Annotated in this window: 21 protein-coding genes; all 21 read right to left on the bottom strand. The window is 30.1% G+C overall.

The window, feature by feature from the left end; genetic code table 11:
* Positions 1-18: 18 nt before the first annotated feature.
* The gene (gene aspS, locus BS62_RS10520; protein ID WP_496491228.1) at positions 19-1,803 is read right to left on the bottom strand and encodes an aspartate--tRNA ligase; all 1,785 of its coding nucleotides are present in this window, start codon (positions 1,801-1,803) and stop codon (positions 19-21) included.
* Positions 1,804-1,820: 17 nt separating this feature from the next.
* A complete protein-coding gene (hisS, locus tag BS62_RS10515) occupies positions 1,821-3,080 on the bottom strand; it encodes a histidine--tRNA ligase (protein WP_496491227.1) in 1,260 nt (419 codons plus the stop codon).
* Positions 3,070-4,545 carry a coproporphyrinogen dehydrogenase HemZ gene (hemZ, locus tag BS62_RS10510; RefSeq protein WP_496491226.1) on the bottom strand — a complete coding sequence of 492 codons (1,476 nt, stop codon included), beginning with the start codon at positions 4,543-4,545 and terminating at the stop codon, positions 3,070-3,072. Before hemZ ends, hisS begins: the two co-directional genes overlap by 11 nt.
* Before the next feature lie 20 nt (positions 4,546-4,565).
* Complete coding sequence (locus tag BS62_RS10505; protein WP_496491225.1) at positions 4,566-5,183, bottom strand: MBL fold metallo-hydrolase; 618 nt, start codon at positions 5,181-5,183, stop codon at positions 4,566-4,568.
* Positions 5,184-5,194: 11 nt separating this feature from the next.
* Positions 5,195-5,644, bottom strand: a complete 450-nt coding sequence (dtd, locus tag BS62_RS10500) for a D-aminoacyl-tRNA deacylase (protein WP_496491224.1) — start codon at positions 5,642-5,644, stop codon at positions 5,195-5,197.
* 14 nt (positions 5,645-5,658) lie between these two features.
* On the bottom strand, positions 5,659-7,848 hold the full coding sequence (locus BS62_RS10495; RefSeq protein ID WP_496491223.1) for a RelA/SpoT family protein: 2,190 nt from the start codon (positions 7,846-7,848) through the stop codon (positions 5,659-5,661).
* 156 nt (positions 7,849-8,004) lie between these two features.
* Positions 8,005-8,517 (bottom strand): adenine phosphoribosyltransferase, encoded by a 513-nt coding sequence (locus BS62_RS10490; protein ID WP_496491222.1) that lies wholly within the window; start codon positions 8,515-8,517, stop codon positions 8,005-8,007.
* 20 nt (positions 8,518-8,537) lie between these two features.
* Positions 8,538-10,973 carry a single-stranded-DNA-specific exonuclease RecJ gene (recJ, locus tag BS62_RS10485; protein ID WP_496491221.1) on the bottom strand — a complete coding sequence of 812 codons (2,436 nt, stop codon included), beginning with the start codon at positions 10,971-10,973 and terminating at the stop codon, positions 8,538-8,540.
* 20 nt (positions 10,974-10,993) lie between these two features.
* Positions 10,994-12,661: an ABC1 kinase family protein gene (locus BS62_RS10480; protein ID WP_496491220.1), complete on the bottom strand. Its 1,668-nt coding sequence runs from the start codon at positions 12,659-12,661 to the stop codon at positions 10,994-10,996.
* Positions 12,662-12,746: 85 nt separating this feature from the next.
* Positions 12,747-13,247, bottom strand: a complete 501-nt coding sequence (locus BS62_RS10475; protein ID WP_496491219.1) for a gamma carbonic anhydrase family protein — start codon at positions 13,245-13,247, stop codon at positions 12,747-12,749.
* A gap of 1 nt (position 13,248) precedes the next feature.
* Positions 13,249-14,619, bottom strand: coding sequence for a thioether cross-link-forming SCIFF peptide maturase (gene scfB, locus BS62_RS10470; RefSeq protein WP_496491218.1), 1,371 nt, complete (start codon positions 14,617-14,619; stop codon positions 13,249-13,251).
* A gap of 127 nt (positions 14,620-14,746) precedes the next feature.
* On the bottom strand, positions 14,747-16,087 hold the full coding sequence (locus BS62_RS10465) for a peptidoglycan-binding domain-containing protein (RefSeq protein ID WP_496491217.1): 1,341 nt from the start codon (positions 16,085-16,087) through the stop codon (positions 14,747-14,749).
* A 345-nt stretch (positions 16,088-16,432) separates the two neighbouring features.
* On the bottom strand, positions 16,433-16,576 hold the full coding sequence (gene scfA / locus BS62_RS10460) for a six-cysteine ranthipeptide SCIFF (protein WP_490141404.1): 144 nt from the start codon (positions 16,574-16,576) through the stop codon (positions 16,433-16,435).
* A gap of 66 nt (positions 16,577-16,642) precedes the next feature.
* Complete coding sequence (locus BS62_RS10455) at positions 16,643-17,005, bottom strand: TIGR04086 family membrane protein (RefSeq protein ID WP_496491216.1); 363 nt, start codon at positions 17,003-17,005, stop codon at positions 16,643-16,645.
* Between the two features lie 58 nt (positions 17,006-17,063).
* A complete protein-coding gene (gene yajC / locus BS62_RS10450; protein WP_496491215.1) occupies positions 17,064-17,354 on the bottom strand; it encodes a preprotein translocase subunit YajC in 291 nt (96 codons plus the stop codon).
* 51 nt (positions 17,355-17,405) lie between these two features.
* The gene (gene tgt / locus BS62_RS10445; protein WP_496491214.1) at positions 17,406-18,527 is read right to left on the bottom strand and encodes a tRNA guanosine(34) transglycosylase Tgt; all 1,122 of its coding nucleotides are present in this window, start codon (positions 18,525-18,527) and stop codon (positions 17,406-17,408) included.
* Positions 18,528-18,539: 12 nt separating this feature from the next.
* Positions 18,540-19,028, bottom strand: a complete 489-nt coding sequence (locus BS62_RS10440; protein ID WP_496491213.1) for a hypothetical protein — start codon at positions 19,026-19,028, stop codon at positions 18,540-18,542.
* Positions 19,029-19,050: 22 nt separating this feature from the next.
* Positions 19,051-20,076, bottom strand: a complete 1,026-nt coding sequence (gene queA, locus BS62_RS10435) for a tRNA preQ1(34) S-adenosylmethionine ribosyltransferase-isomerase QueA (RefSeq protein ID WP_496491212.1) — start codon at positions 20,074-20,076, stop codon at positions 19,051-19,053.
* 90 nt (positions 20,077-20,166) lie between these two features.
* Positions 20,167-21,180, bottom strand: coding sequence for a Holliday junction branch migration DNA helicase RuvB (ruvB, locus tag BS62_RS10430; protein WP_496491211.1), 1,014 nt, complete (start codon positions 21,178-21,180; stop codon positions 20,167-20,169).
* A 10-nt stretch (positions 21,181-21,190) separates the two neighbouring features.
* On the bottom strand, positions 21,191-21,793 hold the full coding sequence (gene ruvA, locus BS62_RS10425) for a Holliday junction branch migration protein RuvA (protein ID WP_496491210.1): 603 nt from the start codon (positions 21,791-21,793) through the stop codon (positions 21,191-21,193).
* Positions 21,786-22,295 carry a crossover junction endodeoxyribonuclease RuvC gene (ruvC, locus tag BS62_RS10420; RefSeq protein WP_496491209.1) on the bottom strand — a complete coding sequence of 170 codons (510 nt, stop codon included), beginning with the start codon at positions 22,293-22,295 and terminating at the stop codon, positions 21,786-21,788. Before ruvC ends, ruvA begins: the two co-directional genes overlap by 8 nt.
* Between the last annotated feature and the right edge of the window lie 35 nt (positions 22,296-22,330).

The following is a 22,330-nucleotide window of genomic DNA, read 5'->3' as shown; positions in this document are numbered from 1 at the left end:
TGAGCGTAGCGAATTTTATTATTCAGTTGGCATATCAACTTTTATATTAAGTTCTTTTAATTGCTTGTCTTCTGCAAAACTTGGTGCATTAGTCATTGGGTCCGATGCGTTTTGAGTTTTTGGGAATGCTATTACTTGTCTTATGTTTTCTTCTCCAGCAAGTAACATTACAAGTCTATCTAAACCAAATGCTATACCACCATGTGGAGGAGTTCCATATTTAAATGCATCTAATAAGAATCCAAATTTTTCATATGCTTCTTCTTGGCTAAATCCTAATGCTTTAAACATTTTTTCTTGAATATCAGAATTGTATATTCTTATACTTCCTCCGCCTATTTCAAATCCATTTAGAACTATATCGTAAGCCTTTGCTCTTAATGAATCTTTATCTTCATTATCTAATTTATCTAAATCTTCATCCATAGGTGATGTAAATGGATGGTGTTTAGCAACATATCTATTTTCTTCTTCATCACGTTCAAATAATGGGAATTCAGTTACCCATAATAACTTGTACTCCTCTTTGTTTAGTATATTAAGTCTTTTCGCAACTTCTTGTCTTAAATGTCCAAGTGAATCAAGTACAACATTTTCTTTATCTGCTACAAATAAAAGTAAATCTCCAGGTTCTCCATCCATAGCTTTTATTATTTCATTTAATTTTTCTTCACTAAAGAATTTTGCTATTGGTGACGTTACTTCATTTTCACCTAACTTCATCCATGCAAGACCTTTTGCTCCATAAGTTTTAACATATTCTTCTAATGCTGATATTTGCTTTCTTGTAAAGCTTTCAGCACCTTTATTTATATTTATACCTCTTACACTTCCACCATTTAATACTGTATCTTTAAATACCTTAAAGTCAGAGTTTGACACTATATCTGATACATTTTTGATTTCATATCCAAATCTTATATCTGGCTTATCTGATCCAAATCTATCCATAGCTTCATTGTATGGCATTCTAGGAAGAGGTAATTCTATATTTACATTTAACGTTTCCTTGAATATAACTTGTAGCATTTTTTCCATTATATCTATTATATCGTCTATTTCAACGAAAGACATTTCACAGTCTATTTGTGTAAACTCCGGTTGTCTATCAGCTCTTAAATCTTCATCTCTAAAACATTTAACTATTTGGAAATATCTGTCCATACCAGAAACCATTAATAACTGCTTGAATATTTGAGGTGATTGAGGTAATGCATAGAACTTACCCTCATTAACTCTACTTGGAACCAAATAATCTCTTGCTCCTTCTGGAGTTGGCTTTGTTAAAAATGGAGTTTCTATTTCTAAAAATCCATTGTCAGATAAATAATTTCTAACTATATTAGAAACCTTATGTCTTAATATAAGATTTTTTTGCATTGATGGCTTTCTTAAATCTAAGTATCTATATTTAAGTCTTAAGTTTTCTGATACATCATCATCATCTTTTATGTATATAGGTGGTGTTTCAGATTTATTTAATAATCTAAGTTCTGAGGCAAATATTTCTATATTTCCTGTAGGTAAATTAGGGTTTTTTGATTCTCTTTCTTTAACACTACCTTTTATAGCTATAACATATTCAGATCCTAATTTTTCTGCTTTTTCAAAAGCTTCTTGACTAACTTCAGTATCAAATACTATTTGGCATATTCCGCTTTTATCTCTTAAATCAGCAAATACTAATCCACCTAAATTTCTTTTCTTTTGTACCCATCCCATAAGTACAACTTCTTCATCTATATTACTTTCTCTTAAGTCCCCACAGTAATGGGTTCTTTTTAGTCCATTTAAATTTTCCAAGTTACTCCCTCCAAATATTACAATCTATTTTTTAGTTCTTTTACTATTTCACTTAGTTTTATAGTGTTTTGTTCTGATGTAGACATATTTTTAAGAGATACCATATCTTTGTCTAACTCATCATCACCTATAACTATAGTGTATTTTGCATTTATTTTATCTGAATACTTAAATTGAGCCTTTACACTTCTGTCTAAGTGGTCTTTGTCTGCTGATATATCGCTGTTTCTTAAATCTTTTAATATCTTAAAGCTTTCATTTTTAGCTTTGTCTCCTATAGTAACTATAAATATATCCATAGAATTAGGATTTTTTATCTCTATATTGTTGTTTTCTAAAGTTAATAATAGCCTTTCTATACCCATACCAAAACCTATACCACTTATCTTTGGTCCACCTAATTGCTCAACTAGTCCGTCGTATCTTCCACCACCACAAACTGTACTTTGTGCACCTATATCTTCAGATATTATTTCAAATGCAGTTTTTGTATAGTAATCAAGACCTCTAACTATTTTAGGATCTACTATGAAATTTATATCCATTGCACTTAGATATTCTTTTACATTTCCAAAATGGTCACTACAATCAGGACATATATTATCTATCATAAGTGGTATGTCAGTAAGGTTAGATTGACAAGTTTCATTTTTACAATCTATTACTCTCATAGGATTTTTTACAGATCTTTCTTTACATGTATCACATAAAACATCTATTTTAGATGATAAGTATTCATTTAATTTTTCATTATATTCTTTTCTACAAGTTGGACATCCTACTGAGTTTATCCTAAGCTCTAGATCCTTAAGTCCAACCTTATTTAAAAATGTAACTGCTAATGCCATAACCTCAGCATCTATAGACGGTAAGTCACTTCCAAAGGCTTCTACACCAAACTGGTGGAATTGTCTAAGTCTACCTGCTTGTGGTCTTTCATATCTAAAACAAGGTGTTATATAAAATAGTTTTGTAGGTTGTGTATCTGCATACATTTTGTTTTCTATAAAAGATCTAACTACAGGTGCTGTTCCTTCTGGCTTTAATGTTACTTCTCTTCCGCCCTTGTCTTGAAAAGAATACATTTCCTTTTGTACTATATCAGTTGTTTCTCCTACACCCCTTTGAAATAATTCTGTATGTTCAAATATAGGAGTTCTTATTTCTTCATATCCAAATAAACTACATACTTTTCTATATGTAGTCTCAACGTAGTTCCATTTATAAGATTCAGACGGATTAATATCTTTAGTTCCTCTTGGAGCTTTAGTCAACATTTTTAAAAACCTCCTTCTTTTTTCTTTCTACCATTTCATCTACTCTAGATATATATTGCTCTACGTTTTTTACGTTGTCTACTCGTTCTATTCTATCTTCATCTAAATACACAAATTTAGATATAGAACCTGCACCTAGAGCATAATTACTTTGCTTTTCTTCCATTATTTGCATATTATATATACATTCGTATCCGTCCTTAGCATATCCTATATTTTCAAGATTACCTAACATATGTTTTTGACGGTACATATAATATGGATTGAGATTCATACTATTAGAATATTCCATTGATAAATCTATCATTTTTATCATTTCTTCATATCTAGTTAGTTCATACTTATCTAGATTTTCTTTTAAATTAGATGCTCTTTTTATAGCCATTGTATGTACTGTTAAATTCTCTGGACTTAGTTTTTTTATTTGTTCTAGAGTATTTTGCACCATATTTATATCTTCATCTATAAGGCCTAATATTATATCCATATTTATATTGTCAAAGCCTAAGCTTCTTGCTTCATAAAATTTAGATATTATATCAGCTACTTTGTGGTCTCTTCCTATTTTAACTAATGTATCGTCATTCATAGTTTGAGGATTTATACTTATTCTACTAACTCCATGGTTTTTTAAAACCTCTAACTTAGATTTTGTTATTGTATCAGGTCTTCCTGCTTCCACTGTGAATTCCTTAATATTACTTAAATCAAAGTTTTCATATAAAGATGAAATCAGCATATCCATTTCTATCTCATCTAATGTTGTAGGAGTTCCTCCTCCTATATATAGTGTTTCTATTTCTTTATTTGTATCTTTAACTATTTGTGATAATCCTACTATTTCCTTTTTTAAAGCATTTACATATTCTCTTTTTAAATGACCATATTGTTTAAGTGAATTTGATGGAAATGAACAGTATACGCATCTAGTTGGACAAAATGGTATACTTACATATAAGGATATCTTATTTTGATCTACTGGATATATGAATTTTCTCTCACGTTTAGCTATATCTAGAGATAAATCTATTTTTTCATCTTTTATAAAATATTTATTTTTTAATATATCTCTTATTACATCATCACTTTTGTTTTCATCAATAAGGTTATGAAGTATTTTAACTGGTCTTATGCCAGTCAAAATACCCCAAGGAACATAAGATTTATATATTTTATCTAAAACACTAAATATACTTCTTTTTATAACACTTTTTACTTGTTTTTTTATTTCAAAGTCATTTTGATTATATAAATTACATTCTTCTTCATGGGATAGCGTGAGTATTCCATTTTCATAATAATAAGTATTTGACTTTATAATTTCATTATCTAAGTTTAAAGTATTTATTATTAAGTTATTTTTGTCATATTCATCTTCTATAAATTTGAATTCACTTGTAAATAACTTTATTAATTCACCAATTTCGTATTTATAATCGTGATTTCTTAGTAATACATTTATCATTTAAACTACTCCTTTGTATTTTATACCATATAAGGATTAGTAACTTTTTCTACGCCAAGTCTTGTAGCAGGTCCATGTCCTGAAAATACAGTTATCTCATCATCTAATTTTGAAAGTTTTTTAAGTGATTTTTGCATTTCATCATAATTTCCGCCAAACAAATCACATCTTCCCATACTTCCTGCAAATAAAGTATCTCCTGAGAACATAATATTATCTACTAATATACACATACCTCCTGGAGTATGTCCTGGTGTATGGATTATTTTTAGATCTAAATTTCCCAACTTTAGAATTTCACCGTCTTTTACATACTCATCGGCATCTATTTCTACTACTCCACAGCTCATTGTAGATGTTAAGTTTTTTTCTTTATCATTTAACAATTCTTTTTCATCTTTATGTGCAATAACCTTAGCATTTGTTAAATTCTTTAATTGAGGTACTCCACCTATATGGTCACCATGTGCATGAGTTAATATTATATATTCTATATTCAATTCATGTTCTCTTATTGTTTTAAGTATCTCTTCTACGCTTCCGCCAGGGTCTATAACAGCCCCCTTGTTTGTATCCTCATCTCCAAGTATATAGCAGTTAACTCCATATATTCCTACATTTCTTCTTTCTAATATCATAATACTTCCCCCTAAAACTCTTTCCTAGAATCTATTAACATTGTAACTGGTCCATCATTGGCTATTTCAACTAGCATGTGAGCTTGAAATCTTCCAGTGTTAACTCTTAGTTCATGTTGTTTGGCAATTTCTACAAACTCTTCATATAGTTTATTAGCTAAGTCTGGTTTAGCTGCATCTGTAAAGCTAGGTCTTTTTCCCTTTCTACAATCTCCATACAGTGTAAATTGAGAAACTACCATTAAATCTCCTTCTATATCTCTTACAGATAAGTTCATCTTATCATTTTCATCTTCAAATATTCTTAAGTTTACTATTTTATCAACCATATAATCTACATCTTTTGATGTATCGTCATGTGTTACTCCTAATAATACTAAAAGCCCTCTATTTATATTTCCTACTGTCTCATCCCCTACTGAAACCTTTGAAGATACAACTCTTTGAACAACTGCTCTCATAAGAACCCTCCTCTTTAGTTTATAACCCTATAGACATCTTCTATTCCTTGCATATTTTTTAATCTCTTCATAAGATTGTTTAATTCGTTTATATCATCAACTTCAAGTAGTAAATTTATACTTACTATCCTGTCTTTACTTGTCCTAGCATTTATTCCACTTAATCCCATTTTGTCATTAGCTATTAAATGAGTTATTTCGCTTATAATACCTTTTTTGTCTATTGCTCTTATTTGTATCTCAGCTTCAAATTTTACAGGCTTGGCTATATTCCACTGAACTTCTATTATTCTATCTTTGAAATCTGTATTTTCAATCATTGTATTAGGGCAATCTAAACGGTGTACAGCAACGCCTCTTCCTTTAGTTATATATCCCACAATTTTATCTCCTGGAAGTGGATTACAGCATTTTGCAAATCTAACTAATATATTATCTACACCTTTTACAACTACTCCTTGAGAATTTATTTTTCTCTTTTTCTTATACTCTTGTTCAGTTAAACTTTTTACTGTGGGTTGTTCTGGTAATTTTTTTGCATTATCTTTTTCATATAACTCTTTTAATTTTCCTAAAACTTGTGATGCTATAATTCCGCCATATCCTATTGTTGCATATAAATCATCTGTTGTAGGTTGATTAAATTTTTTAGTTACAACAGAAAGATATTTTTCATTTAATACTTCGTTTGGATTATATCCTTGTCTTTTTAACTCTCTTTCAAGCGTACCTTTTCCACGTTCTATATTGTCTTCTCTTCTTTCTTTTTTAAACCATTGTCTTATTTTACTTTTTGCATTTGGGGTTTTGGCAACATTTAGCCAGTCCCTACTTGGTCCATTTGAATTCGATGAAGTCAATATTTCTATTATATTTCCATTTTGGAGTGTATAATCTAGGGGAACTATTCTGCCATCTACCTTTGCTCCTACACAATTATTACCTACATTTGTATGAACTCTATATGCAAAATCTATAGGACCAGATCCAGCAGGAAGTTCTATTACATCTCCCTTTGGAGTAAATACATAAACTTGACTATTAAATACGTCTTCTTTTAAAGCATCCATAAATTCATGTGGATCTTTTAAATCTTTTTCCCACTCCATCATTTGTCTTAGCCAGTATAGTTTTTCATCAAGGGTAGCTTGCTTTTTAGGAGCTTTTTCTTCTTTATACTTCCAATGGGCTGCTATACCATATTCTGCGATTTTATGCATATCCACTGTTCTTATTTGTATTTCCACAGGTTCTCCATCTGGGCCTATAACAGTTGTATGTAGAGATTGATACATATTTGGTTTAGGCATAGCTATATAGTCTTTAAATCTTCCAGGTATGGGCTTCCATAGTGTATGTACCATTCCAAGTACAGCATAACAGTCTTTTACAGAATCCACTAAAACTCTAACTGCCATTAAATCATATATTTCTTCAAAACTTTTGTATTTTGTGTGCATTTTGTTATATATACTATAAAAGTGTTTAGGCCTACCTGAAACTTCGCAATCTATACTCACTTCATCAAATTTTTTAGTCAATATATCTACTACTTTTGTTATATACGCTTCTCTGTGGCTTCGTTTTTTTGCTATTTTATCTACTAATTCATAGTAACCTTCAGGGTCTATATATCTAAGTGCTAAATCTTCTAATTCCCACTTTATTTTGTATATACCTAATCTGTGAGCTATGCCGCCGTATATTTCTAAAGTTTCCTTTGCCTTTTCTTTTGCTTTTTCAGGAGACATAAACTTTAGAGTTCTCATATTATGAAGTCTATCAGCTAGTTTTATAAGTACTACTCTTATGTCTTTTGCCATTGCCAAAAACATTTTTCTTAGGTTTTCTGCTTGAGTTTCTTCCTTTGATTGGTATTTTATTTGTCCTAACTTTGTTACCCCGTCTACTAAATCTGCTACTTCTTTTCCAAATCTTTTTACTATGTCTTCATATGTATAATCAGTGTCTTCAACTACATCATGTAGCAAGCCTGCAATTATAGTTTGAATATCTAATTCCATATCTGCTAATATATTTGAAACAGCAACTGGGTGGATGAAATAAGGCTCTCCTGATTTTCTATATTGGCCTTCATGTGATTCTTTTGCAAAATTATAAGCATTTTCTACTATTTCTAAATCGCTATTAGGAGCATATTTTTTTATTTTTTCTAATAAATATTTTAGATTTTTATCCTGCATACTACCACCTATCTATTCAAAATATAAGATTCACTACGTTCATATCGCCAACAACCTTGAGAAAATGGTCTGTTGCTCAAAATTTGTTACACTTAAATTTATATTTAAATATGCGAAAATAGTTGGCAGCATAACCAACTATTTTCATATATAAAATTAATATTTTATTAAAGAGTTTATATGATAGTTACCTAACTTATCTCTACCATTTAAGAAATCTAACTCTATTAAGAACTGCATAGAAACCACTTCTCCACCTAGCTTTTCTATTAGCTTTGCAGCAGCCTCCATAGTTCCACCTGTAGCTAATAAATCGTCTACTATGGCAACTCTTTGCCCTGGCTTAATAGATCCCTTATGTATTTCAAGAGTATCAGTTCCATATTCTAATCCATACTCATAACTTTCAGTTTCCCCAGGTAATTTGCCTGGTTTTCTAACTGGAACAAAACCTACTTCTAACCCGTAAGCAACTGGAGTTCCCATTAAGAAGCCTCTAGCTTCAGGTCCAACTATAATATCTACATTCTTATCTCTTAAATCTGATATTATAAGGTCTACTGCATATTTAAATGCTTCTCCATCTTGTAATAATGTAGTTATGTCTTTGAAATTTATTCCTGGTTTTGGAAAATCCTCTATCTCTCTTATTGAATTTCTTAAATCCATCACTTACTCCTCCTAATAGCTTATTTTTTTATTATGTCATATTTTTGTTTAAAATTATTCAATACTTGAAGGCTTTGGCTGCTATTTAAATCTAGTTTTAAATTTGGCTTTGGCATAGCTTCTATATGTATAAAATTATTTTTATTTTCATAAGTAATTAAATTCAAATCTTTAAATACTCTTAAAATATTTAAAAATTTTATACTATCAATATTAAATTTTTCTCTTATATTTACATATTCTATATCTATATACTTTTGGCCCATCAAACTTTTATAAATAATTACAAAATCATTTCTATCTGGAATTATATTATGTACTATATTGTCAGTATACGCTATATCAGATTTTTTGTAATATTTTATTATGTTATTTTTGTCTTTTATCTCATCATATATATACGAATATTCCTCTAAAGAATATAAGTAATCATACAGAATAATATTATTATATCTTTTTATGTCTATTTTATCAATATAAGGAAAAAAGATAACGTCTACATTATTTTTATATTCATCTATAATATTAAAATTCAAACTATAATCATATCCCGTAAGTGAAATATCTGATAATGATCTACATAGTCCTTTTATTGAATTACATAGTATAAGAGTATTTTCATTTATATGATTAAAAATATTTATATCTTCATCTCCATTTATATTAATATCGTTATATACATTATAATTAAATTCTTTAGGTCTTATGTATTCTATTAACTTGGATAGTTCCTCATTTTTGTTTATATATTTAGGATAAGACATTCTCACATCTTTTAATAAAAATTGTATTTTTTTATTTCCCATATAATTATTTTCATCTACTTGGAACAATAGGTCGACTTTATCTCCAGATCTAAACTTTGAAGCTACGTAAGCCATATTAAAACCAATACAGTCATACTCGTATTTTTTCTTTACTGTAAATTTAAGGTGTTGTTTTTCCTTTCCTATACACCTTATATCTATCATTTCTAAATCTCTCATTATAAATCTTGGAGATGGATTATTCATACCAAAGGGTTCTAGCTTATGTAGTTCATCTATTAACTCAAAGCTTACTACATCTTCATTTAACTCCAACTCAATATTTATATTTTCTACCATATCTTCATCGTTTAACTTATACTCTGCTTTTTCATTTATTTTATGTCGTAGGATTTCTATTTTTTCTTCATCAAGTGAAAGTCCTGCAGCTTGTTCATGTCCACCAAATCTATTTAATAAATCTGAACAATCTACTAAAGCTTCAAATATACTAAATCCTTTTATAGATCTAGCGGAACCCCTTCCTTCACCTTCTTCTATAGTTAATAATATAGTAGGTTTATAATATTTTTCTGTGAGTTTGGATGCCACTATACCTATTACTCCATGTTGCCAATTTTCCTTTGCCACAACTAGTACCTTTTCATCTATATACCTAGGATCATTAGCTATTATTTCTTCAGCTTCTTTGTACATCTTTGACTCTATCATTTGGCGTGCATTGTTTTTTTCTTCAAGTAACATAGCTAATTCCATAGCTTCTTCTTCATTTTGAGATGTAAATAATTGAACTCCTAAATAAGAGAATCCCAACCTTCCTGAGGCATTTATTCTAGGTCCAAGAGAAAATCCTATATGAGATGAACTTATTTTATTAGTGTCTATTCCGCATATTTTAATTAAAGACTTTATACCAAGATTATTTCCATTTTTCATTAAATTTAAGCCATTTTTGACTATTATTCTATTTTCTCCAACTAGTGGGACTATATCACATATTGTAGCAAATGTTACTATTTCTAAATAATTGTACATAGATATTTCAAATTCATCTTTTGGAGTAAGGGCTTGAATAAGTTTAAAAGCTACCCCACATCCGCAAAGTGGTTCAAATGGATAATTACATTCTTCTTGCTTTGGATTTATAATTGCATAAGCATCTGGAATATTTTCTTGACATTCATGATGGTCAGTAACTATAACATCGATCCCAGAATTTTTAGCAAATTCCACTTCTTCTACTGATGTTATACCACAATCTACTGTTATTATTAGGTCACATCCAGATTCTATTATTTTCTCTAGTGCTTCTTTGTTTAGTCCATAACCTTCTTCTAATCTATTTGGTATATAGTAGTTTACATTGTAATTTATAGATTTAAAGTAAATGTATAGTATTGAAGTAGATGAAACGCCATCTACGTCGTAATCTCCATATATCCATATTCTTTCATTATTTTCAATAGCTTTCTTTATTCTATCTACAGACTTTTTCATGTCCTTCATTAAAAATGGATCGTTAAGATGTTCTAAAGAAGGATTCATAAATATATCTGCATCTTTTTCATCATTTATTCCTCTATTTTTCAAAATTTGACTTATTTCCGGGGAAATATCTAATTTATCACAAAGTACATCTTTTTTAACATTACCTTTATGTTTTAAAGTCCATTTTTTGTCGTAAAACATAAATTCTCCACCCTTTATATTTATTTTTGTTTATATTGAGAACGTATTATCGATATTACCAAATATAAACCCATCATAAACGATATAAAAAATCCTGTTCCTGCCAACATTTGTATCAATCTGTTGTTTTGTACATTTACTGAAGATATTATAAGAGAAGAACCAACTATTAAAGCTGCTAAAACAACACTTACAGATAGTTTGTTTGCCATAGAAGTCAAATTGTTTTCAAGTGTAGAAAATCTTACTTCATCTATTCCAATTTTTAATTCATTTTTTTCCACACTTCTAAGTATCGTTCTAAGTTGTTTTGGCAAAGTTCTTATATCACTTATAATTTCATCTAAATAGTTTTTTGAATTTAATAGTATATTTTTAGGCTTGAACTTATTTAAATAATATTCTTTTGCAAAATCTTGACCTACACTCCCTATGGAAAATTGGGGATTTATCAGTCTTCCTGTACCTTCTAGTGTCATTATAGCTCTTCCCAACATTACAAATTGAGAAGGTAGGCTTAATTTATTGTTTCTTGCAAATCTAAATATTTCATTAAATAGGTTAGATAAACTTACCTTTTCAATTGAAATATCATAATAATAATGTATAAGATAAGATAACTCATGTCTTAATGTAGGTATATGAGTATCTTCAGTTATAGAATCTAATTCCATTAAAATGTATATAATTCTATCTATGTTTTTGTTTACACTTGCTATAAACATATCATTTAACAAAGTAAGTGTTGTATTGTCTATTATCCCTACCATTCCAAAGTCTATATAAGCAATACAATTATTGCTTACAACAAATATATTTCCTGGATGAGGATCTGCGTGAAAAAATCCATGTTCAAATACTTGTTTAAGAAATGATTTAACACCTATGTCTGATATATTTTTCATATCCCAATTCATAGATTTCATTGTGTCTATATCGTTTGCCTTTAAGCCTATTATTTGCTCTAAAACCAAAATTCTCTTTGTGGAATACTCCATAAATACCCTTGGTATATGTACGGTTTTATCTTCTTTGAATATATTTCTAAACTTCTCTGCATTTCTAGCTTCAAAGTTATAATCTAATTCTCTAAAAAGCTGATTTTCAAATTCCTCTACAAATTTATCAAATTCAAATATTGAATCCTTATAAATATCATTTATAGATTGTACTAAACTGCTCATAATTTCTAAATCAGCTTTGACCTTAGATTCTATATTAGGTCTTTGAATTTTTATTATAACAGGCTCTCCACTTTTTAATTTTGCTTCATATACTTGCCCTATAGATGCCGCTCCTATAGGCTTGTCGTTAAACTCTATAAATGCATCGTTTATATCAATTCCAGTTTCTTCTTTGAATATTTTTTTTGCAATTTCAGTATCATAAGGCTGTACGTCGTCTTGAAGTTTGGCTAATTCATCTATTATAGATTGATCTAATAAATCACTTCTAGTACTAAGTACTTGTCCTAACTTCACATATGTAGGGCCTAATTCCTCAAATGCCTTTCTCATCCTTTCTCCAGTAGACATATTTTTTATTTCTTCCGGAGGATTAGTTATAGGGATTTTGTAAGCTATTCCTTCCATATTAAGTTTTTCAACTATATATGAAAATCCATATTTTACAAATATATAAGCTATTTCTTTATATCTTTTTAAGTTTTTATAACTTATTCTAATCACGGCTACACCTCTTATATAAATCATAAATTTCTTATTACGAAAATAAGGACAATATTAATATATTGCCCTTGTTTTATAATAAATATTATTTATGATTTTCGGCAAATGCAACATAATCTATTGCAGATTTTGTTAGGTCTTGTTTTTCTTCTTCAGATAATTCTCTTACTACTTTAATAGGACTTCCCATAGCTAATACACCTGAAGGTATGATTTTGCCTGGAGGAACTAAACTGCCTGCTCCTATTAATGTAAACTCTCCTATTTGAGCTCCATCAAGTACTATTACTCCCATACCTATTAAAGTATTATCTCCTATAGTACATGCATGTATTATAGCGTTATGCCCTATAGTTACATTATTTCCTATAGTAGTTCCAGTAAATCTGTTTATATGTACTATAGTTCCATCTTGTATATTTGTATTTTCTCCTATATTTATAGGATTTCCGTCTGCCCTTAAAACAGCATTATACCATATATTACTATTATTACCTATTTTAATGTCCCCTATTATGTCTGCACTGTCTGCTACAAAACAACTTTCGTGTATATCTGGATTTTTTCCTTCGTACCCCTTTATCATATTATTCACCTTCCGTCATAAGTTTTGCTTGTACCATAAGAGAGCATTCTGTACGCTTTCTTTGCATTTCGCACCCAACTTTATATGGTTTTAGTATATCGTCATTGAAGTTGTATGCATTAGCGTGGCAACCTCCTGAACAATAAAATTTAGCCCAACATTCCTTACAATCAGGTTTGTTATATACATGTGCATTTCTAAATTCATTTTGTAAATCCTTTGGTATATTTAACTCTCCCATTATATTTCCAAGTTTGAAATCTTCATTTCCTACAAACTGATGACATGGGTAAACATCTCCAGTTGGAGTTATAGCCATATATTCTGAGCCTGCTCCACACCCTGAAAGTCTTTTTATGACACAAGGTCCTTGATTTAAATCTATCATAAAGTGGAAGAATTTAAATTTATCTTCACCTAATTGTCTATTTGCATATTCAACAGCTAAATTTTCATATTCTTCAAATATTTTTGGTAAATCTTCTTCTCTTAATGCATATGGATTATTTTCACTATCTACTACTGGTTCAATAGATGTTAGTCCAAATCCTAAATCTGCAAAGTGAAGTACATCTTTAGAGAAATCTAGATTTTGTCTAGTAAAAGTTCCCCTTATATAATAGTACTTATCCTTTGGTCTTTCGTCTACTAACTTCTTAAACTTAGGAACTATTATATCGTAGCTTCCCTTATCGTTTAAAGTAGGTCTCATCCCATCGTTAACGTCTTTTCTTCCATCTAGACTCAGTACTACGTTATGCATATTTTCATTTATGTATTTTATTTTTTCATCATCTAATAATACACCATTTGTAGTTATTGTAAATCTTATATTTTTATTATATTCTTTTTCTATTTCTTTTCCATACTCAACTAATTCTTTAACAACTTCCCAGTTCATAAGTGGTTCTCCACCAAAGAAATCAACTTCTAAATTTCTTCTACTTCCTGAGTTTTCTATTAGATAATCTATAGATTTCTTTCCAACCTCTGAACTCATAAGTTCCTTTGCTCCACCAAAATCTCCTTGAGCAGCAAAACAATAATTACATTTTAGATTACAATCGTGTGCAATATGTAAACATAAAGCTTTAACAACAGGTTTTCTATTTATAAAGCTAGGATGATTTATATATTCATCTTTAGAGTATAATAACTCATCATTTTCTAAATTCTTTAACTCAATATATGCTTCATTTATTCTTTCTTCATTATGTTTTGATTTAAGTATATCTACGATTTCATCTAATGGTTTTTCCTTATAGTAATTAAGTATGTCATAAGCAACATCATCTACTACATGTACAGCTCCACCGTTTACGTCTATTACTATGTTATATCCGTTCATTGAAAATTTATGAATCATGCCCATAATCTTACCTCCATATTATATATACACATTATATATTATCAAACTTACTTATATTTATCAAATATATAGATTTGTATATAAGAAAAAACACTACATATGTAGCCATATGTAGTGTTTAAAAACTTAATTATTTAGTTTTTACTCCTATAGTTCCTGTTACAGTACCAGTTCCTAGGTTAAATCCATTTTTAAGTTCTTCTGTAGCGAAGTATATATTTCCTTCAACTTTAGTGCCTGTTAATTTGAATCCTGCAGCTGTAACATATATGTCACCTTTGAATGTACCATTTGTTAAATTAGTATTAGTAGCCTTTACAGATAATGATGGAGCTGTTAATTTAAAGTTATAAGTTACCAGCTTTGAACCATCAGGTAATGTTATTTGTGAATAAAGAGCTAATTTACGTCCAGGTGCAGCATCAGTTGCATTTTTCTTCTTTTCACCTTCTATAACAAGGTCTTTTTTAGCTGTTACATCATTTAATATACCAGCAATCCAATTTCCATTACTTCCTATTGCACTTTGTAAAGCAGACTCAGTTCTTACTAATGAAGCAGTTGCTACAGCATCTACGTCAGATAATAATTTTCCTCTAACTATAGAGTTTGTAGTTGTGAATGTATCTAGAGCTTTTTGATTTTTAAAATGTATATTTCCAACAACATTAGCATCTACTAACGCGAAGTTTGGTACATTTACATAAATATCTCCTACAAATGTTCCACCTTGAATTCTAGCATTTGCACTATTTATAGTTAATTTTGGAGCTGTTAATTTATAACTATCTGTTACATTTTTATTATCATCTTGAGCATAAAGAGCTATTTTACGTTGGATAGCATCTGTGCCATCTGCATTTTTCTTACCATTTTTAAAGTTACCATCTAAAACAAGTGCATTAGTGCTAACTATGTCTTTAGTAGTAGCTATTATCCATTTACCGTCTTTACCTATTGATTTTTCTAAAACAGCTGCACTTTGTACGTTTAATGAAGCAGCTGAAATTACTTCAGGCTTAGGTGTTACTGGTGTTGTTGGTGTTGTTGTTGGTGCATTTAACTTTGCAAGAGTAAGTGGTCCAGCTATTCCATCTTGCTTAAGACCATTTTTACCTTGGAAGTCCTTTACTGCAGTTGCTGTTTTGCTTCCAAATATACCATCTGCAACAAGATTGTATCCTTTAACGTTTAATTTAATTTGTAGAGACTTTACAGAGTTATTTCTAACCCCTACTTTAAGTAAACTTGATGTTGATGTTTTGCTTGTTGATGGTTTGCTTGTTGATGGTTTGCTTGTTGATGGTTTGCTTGTTGATGGTTTGCTTGTTGATGGTTTACTTGTTGATGAACCAGTACTTGAAGCAGCAGAAACCTCGTCTACTCCACCAAATTTTGAATTGTCTGATGGCACTGCAAACGTTAACATTGCTGCCATAGCGAAACCTAAGATCATTGATCTTCTCTTCATTAGAATTTCCCCCTTAGTTATAAGTTTTTAAGATCTTGCGAATAAAAACAATTATGTACAAATTATGTTGTTAATTTAACAACATTTTTAGGATATGTTGTTCTTATTCGTAAAATTTTCACAACTTAAGTATATCAATTGATTAATTAAATGTAAATAGTTTCTACACATATTCTTCACATAATTTTCACATATTCTTAACTTACCTTTAGCATATTTTTCTAAATACCCCTGTAAAGAAGATCTAATCTTACGTATTATACATATTTATAATACTTTTTAATCTATATAATAGCAAAGAAAAAGCAGCATCCCCTATGAGTATGCTGCTAATTTTCTTATGTATTATCTTTCGCATTCTTGGTTAGCTACTGTACAAGAAGTTTTACAAGCTGATTGGCAAGATGTTTGACACTCTCCACATCCACCTTTTTCAGCACTCTTCTTTAGAGTAGCCTTAGATAATGTTTTTACATGTTTCTTTTCCATAAAAATTACCTCCTATGCTACAACAATCTTTTATGATTATATCATAAATTTTCCAGGATTTAAACTTTATTTAAAATTCACTCCTAAAATACCGCCTATTCCTCCTGATACTATTGTTAGTAACATCTTGTATACTATACTCATTTCAAATTTAAATGCATCATTTGCTAAAAATACTGCTAGTAACATAAATGTAATATACAATAATCCTACTAGCATTCCGTATATTAACCCTTTTTCTTTTATTTTTACAGATGCATAAAATCCTCCATACGCAGAAGCTATAGTTGTTATAGTCGCAGCAGCCATAGGTATAGTATTACCTGATACACTTGTAAAAGTAAGTAGTAAATTATAAAGTAATATCGCTCCTAATGTAGCCAAATAAGAATAAGCCAAACTTTTAAATACTGCATTACCTTTTCCCACAAAAACACCTCCCCTTTCTACAAATATATTCCAGGGAGGCTTGTATAATACATATTAACTATTTCTTTTTGTCTGATTTTTCTTGACCTTTTACTGATCCTATAGCCCATTTCTCAACAGGTACCTTTGTTCTACTTGGTCCTAGTTCTATAATTATAACGTCTTCTTCAACCTTAGCTACATGACCTACTATTCCACCTACAGTAACTACTTCATCGCCTACTTTTACTGCACTTCTCATTTCTTTTAATTCTTTATCTCTTTTTCTCTGTGGTCTTATTAATATAAAGTAAAATACAACGAAGAATAAAACCCATATTAATATTCCGTATAAAGCATTTCTATCCAACTTTACCACTCCTTTAAATTTTTACATATTGTTTTTATTATAACATGTTTATTATAACTCATATCCATATTTTGTAAAAAATTCTCTTCTGTAATCCAATAATCTATCTTCTTTTATGGCTTCTCTTACATTTTCCATAAGTTTTAATAAGAAATATAAATTGTGATTTGTTATAAGTCTAGCACCTAATATTTCATCCGCTTTTACTAAGTGTCTTATATAAGCTCTTGAGTAGTTTTTACAAGTGTTGCAATCACATTCTGGATCTAGTGGTAAAAAATCTTCTGCGTATTTAGCATTTCTAACTACTACTTTACCATGGCTAGTCATGGCAGTACCATTTCTAGCTATTCTAGTTGGAAGTACACAGTCAAACATATCTATTCCTCTTAGTACTCCTTCTATTAAATCGTCAGGACTTCCTACGCCCATTAAATATCTTGGTTTATCTTTAGGCATCAAAGGAGTTGTATATTCTAGTACTTCATACATTAGAGGCTTTGGCTCACCAACGCTAAGTCCACCTACTGCATATCCTGGTAAATCTATATCTAATATTTCACTTACAGATTGTTCTCTTAAATCTTTGTACATACCACCTTGAATTATACCAAATAAACCTTGTCTATCTGGGTTTTTGTGTGCGTCCTTACATCGTCTTAGCCATCTTGTAGTTCTCTCTAAAGATTTTTTAACATAGTCCCTATCAGCAGGATATGGAGCACATTCGTCAAATGCCATCATGATATCTGACCCTAATGCATTTTGTATCTCGGTAGCTTTTTCTGGACTTAAGAAATGTTTAGAACCATCTATGTGAGATCTAAACTCTACTCCTTCTTCAGTTATCTTTCTAAGAGGGCCTAAGCTAAAAACCTGAAATCCTCCACTATCAGTAAGTATAGGTCTGTCCCAGTTCATAAACTTGTGAAGACCTCCTGCTCTTTCTATAAGATTGTGGCCCGGTCTCATATATAAATGATATGTATTACTTAATATTATTTGTGAATTTATTTCTTTTAGCTCCTCTGGTGTCATAGCTTTAACAGTCGCTTGAGTCCCAACAGGCATAAATATTGGTGTTTCTATAACTCCATGTGGAGTGTGTAGTCTTCCTAATCTTGCTCCGCTTTGTTTACATGTTTTTATTAATTCATATCTTATTGCTGACATATGATGTTCTCCTTATTTATTAATTTTGTCTATGGTAAATTCTCTGGTAATAGCTTCTTCTGCTTCTCTTGAACTATCTATACTTATAGGACCTTTACTATCTGATGTTAGATATTTTTTTATAGCAAATAAACCAGCTATTGCAAAAACTCCTAAAACTAAATCTAACATTGAACTAGTCTTTGGAAGCAGTAATAATTTTCTAGCTATTGCATAAAGTAAAACTTCAAGTAAAGCACCTGGTATATGTAGGGATAACATAACTACAAGTTCCACTCCTATTACAAGTAGTAGCGCTTGACCTAGTATATCATTTATTTGCTCGTATTTAACTGGATGGGCAAAGTCTATTATATAAGCTCCCCATATTATTCTAATTAAATCGATTACTCCAAGTAATACAGCTATTAATACAACTACAGCTATAATAGATTCAAGTAAATAAGCCCATCTTAGAAATATTTTTTTAAATTTTTTTATTTCACTCGTAACTTTATTCATATTTACTCCCCTGTTTTTAAAATTACTTTATAAACATCGCATCTCCAAAACTAAAGAATCTATATTTTTCTTTAACTGCAATATCATATGCATTTAAGACATTTTCTTTGGTTGAAAGAGCACTTATTAGCATTATGAGAGTTGATTCAGGTAAATGAAAATTCGTAATAAGGCAATCTACACACTTAAATTTATACCCTGGATATATAAATATATTTGTCCATCCACTTATTTCAGATATATATCCATTTTCGTCACTTACTGACTCTAATGTTCTAGAACTTGTAGTTCCAACACATATTACTTTTTTCCCATTTTTCTTTGCATTATTTATTTTATCTGCATTATCCTTGCTTACCATATAAAATTCAGAATGCATATCATGTTTTTCTACGTCGTCTACTTTTACAGGTCTAAATGTGCCTAGCCCAACGTGTAGAGTTACAAAGGCTATTTCTACACCTTTGTCTTTTATTTTTTGAAGTAGTTCATTTGTAAAGTGTAGACCTGCAGTAGGTGCTGCTGCCGATCCCTCATGTTTTGAATAAACTGTTTGGTATCTTTCTTTATCTTCTAACTTTTCTGTTATATAAGGAGGAAGAGGCATGTTTCCTAGTTCATCTAAAACTTGTTCAAATATTCCTTCATAATAAAATTTTATTATTCTAGATCCTTCTTCTGCCATATCTATAACTTCTGCTATAAGTTTACCGTCTCCAAAAGAGAATTTAGATCCTATTTTAGCTTTTTTTCCTGGTTTTACTAGTGATTGCCAAGTGTCTTTGTCTATTCTCTTTAAAAGTAAAAATTCTATTTTTCCACCTGTTTCTAACTTTTCTCCTATTAATCTAGCAGGTATAACTCTTGTATTATTTAATACTATACAATCACCAGGATTTAAATAGTTAACTATATCCTTAAATATCTTATGCTCTATTTTTCCACTTTCTTTATCTAATACCATAAGCTTTGATTCATCTCTATTTTTTAAAGGCGTTTGTGCTATTAGTTCTTCTGGTAAATCAAAATAAAAATCGCTAGTTTTCAAAATGAACTTCCTTTCTATTTATGTTTTTTACAAAAAATACAAATACTATATTATCAAAACCAATAATATTTTTCTATATTTTTAATAATATTATTTATTTGGGTAAGGAATATTAAAGTGATTATAAGCAAGAGAAGTTGCTATTCTTCCTCTTGGCCCTCTATTTATAAAACCTAACTGCAATAGATAAGGTTCATATACATCTTCTATTGTATTTCTATCTTCTCCAGTTGATGCTGCCAATGTATCAAGTCCTACAGGGCCCCCATTAAACTTATTTATTATAGTCATCATAAGTTTTTCATCTACATAATCAAGTCCCAAACTATCTACTCCTAAAAGTTCAAGTGCATCTTTGGCTACATCATCACTTATTATTCCATTTGCTCTAACTTGTGCATAGTCTCTGACTCTTTTTAAAAGTCTATTTGCTATTCTTGGGGTTCCTCTTGACCTTTTTGCTAGTTCTGTTGCTCCTCTTGACTGTATATCGACTCCTAAGATTTGAGCCGAACGCATTACTATCTTAGATAATTCTTCAACAGTATAATAATCTAACTTAGATATAACACCAAATCTATCTCTTAATGGATTTGTAAGCATTCCTGCACGAGTTGTAGCTCCTATTAATGTAAACTTAGGAAGATCCAGTCTTATAGATCTTGCAGAAGGTCCCTTTCCTATTATTATATCTAAGCAAAAGTCCTCCATGGCAGGATATAAAACCTCTTCTACACTTCTATTTATTCTGTGTATCTCATCTATAAATAATACGTCATTTTCACTTAGGTTCGTAAGTATTGCTGCCAAATCACCTGCTCGCTCTATAGCAGGGCCTGATGTTATTCTTAAGTTTACTCCCATTTCATTTGCTATTATAGAAGATAATGTTGTTTTACCAAGTCCAGGAGGTCCATATAAAAGTACATGATCTAGCTGCTCACTTCTAGATCTTGCAGCTTCTATAAATATTTTAAGTTGTTCCTTTGCCTTTTCTTGACCAAGATAGTCATCTAGTGTCTTAGGCCTTAAACTACTTTCTATATCGACATCTTCATTTTTCATATTAGAAGTTATTATTCTTTCATCTTCGTTAAAATCCATATTTACCCCCCTACTTTACAAATTTAGTCATAAGATATGTTAGTGATTTTTTTATAATATCTTCCGTATTAAAGCTGTCTTTCCTACATTTTTCTACAGCCTCTTTTGATTCTTGTGTAGAATAGCCTAGCGCAACTAAAGCGCTAACTGCCTCATCAGAAGAATCCCCCATCGGTTGTGAACTAAGTAAAGTTGGCTCAAACTCTACATTAGTTTTGTCAACTTTATCTTTTAGTTCTAGTACTATTCTTTCTGCTGTTTTCTTTCCTACTCCAGGGGCCTTCGACAATTTAGCAATATCTTCACTTATTATAAAAGCTCCTATTTGTTTTGGATTTGCATATGAAAGCATAGCAAGGCCAACTTTAGGTCCTATTTTAGATACTGATGTCAAAAGTTCAAACATATTTAATTCTTCTCTACTACTAAAACCACACAAACTCATATCATCTTCTCTAACTATTAGCTTTGTGTATATTTTAGATTCTTGTCCTTTTTTTAAATCTACCATTGTGTTTTGAGAAGTATTTATTCTGTATCCTATTCCAAAAGATTCTATTACTATATGATCTATATTAATTTCTTCAATAATTCCTTTTATATAACTATACATAGTATCCTCCTATATTTTTTAGAGTTTTTTCTAATTTATTAGAGTGACAATGACAAACAGCAATAGCTAATGCATCTGCAACATCATCTGGTTTTGGAACCTTTTCTAAATTTAAAATAGATTTTATCATCTGTTGAACTTGATTTTTATCTGCTCTACCGTATCCCACTACCCCTTGTTTAACTTGTAGAGGTGTATATTCATATACGCTTGCATTGTTATGTCCACAGGCAAGCATTGCAACTCCCCTAGCTTGAGCTACAGTTATAGCTGTTTTTACATTTTTATTAAAAAACAACTCTTCTATAGCAACTTCTTCAACATTGTAGTTTTTTATAAGCGTATCTACTCCTTTGTATATTCTTTCAAGTCTGTGTATTGTGTTCATATCTGGAGTAGTTATAACTGCACCATAATCTATAACATTAAATTTATTTCCAACATATTCTATTACTCCAAACCCCATTGTTGCAATTCCCGGGTCTATTCCTAAAATAATCATAATTATTCCTCCACCAAACGTATATTCTATACTAT

The sequence above is a fragment of the Sporacetigenium mesophilum DSM 16796 genome (assembly GCF_059569055.1).
The sequence above is the reverse complement of the archived record's forward strand: the minus strand, read 5'-3'. Positions and strand labels throughout refer to the sequence as shown.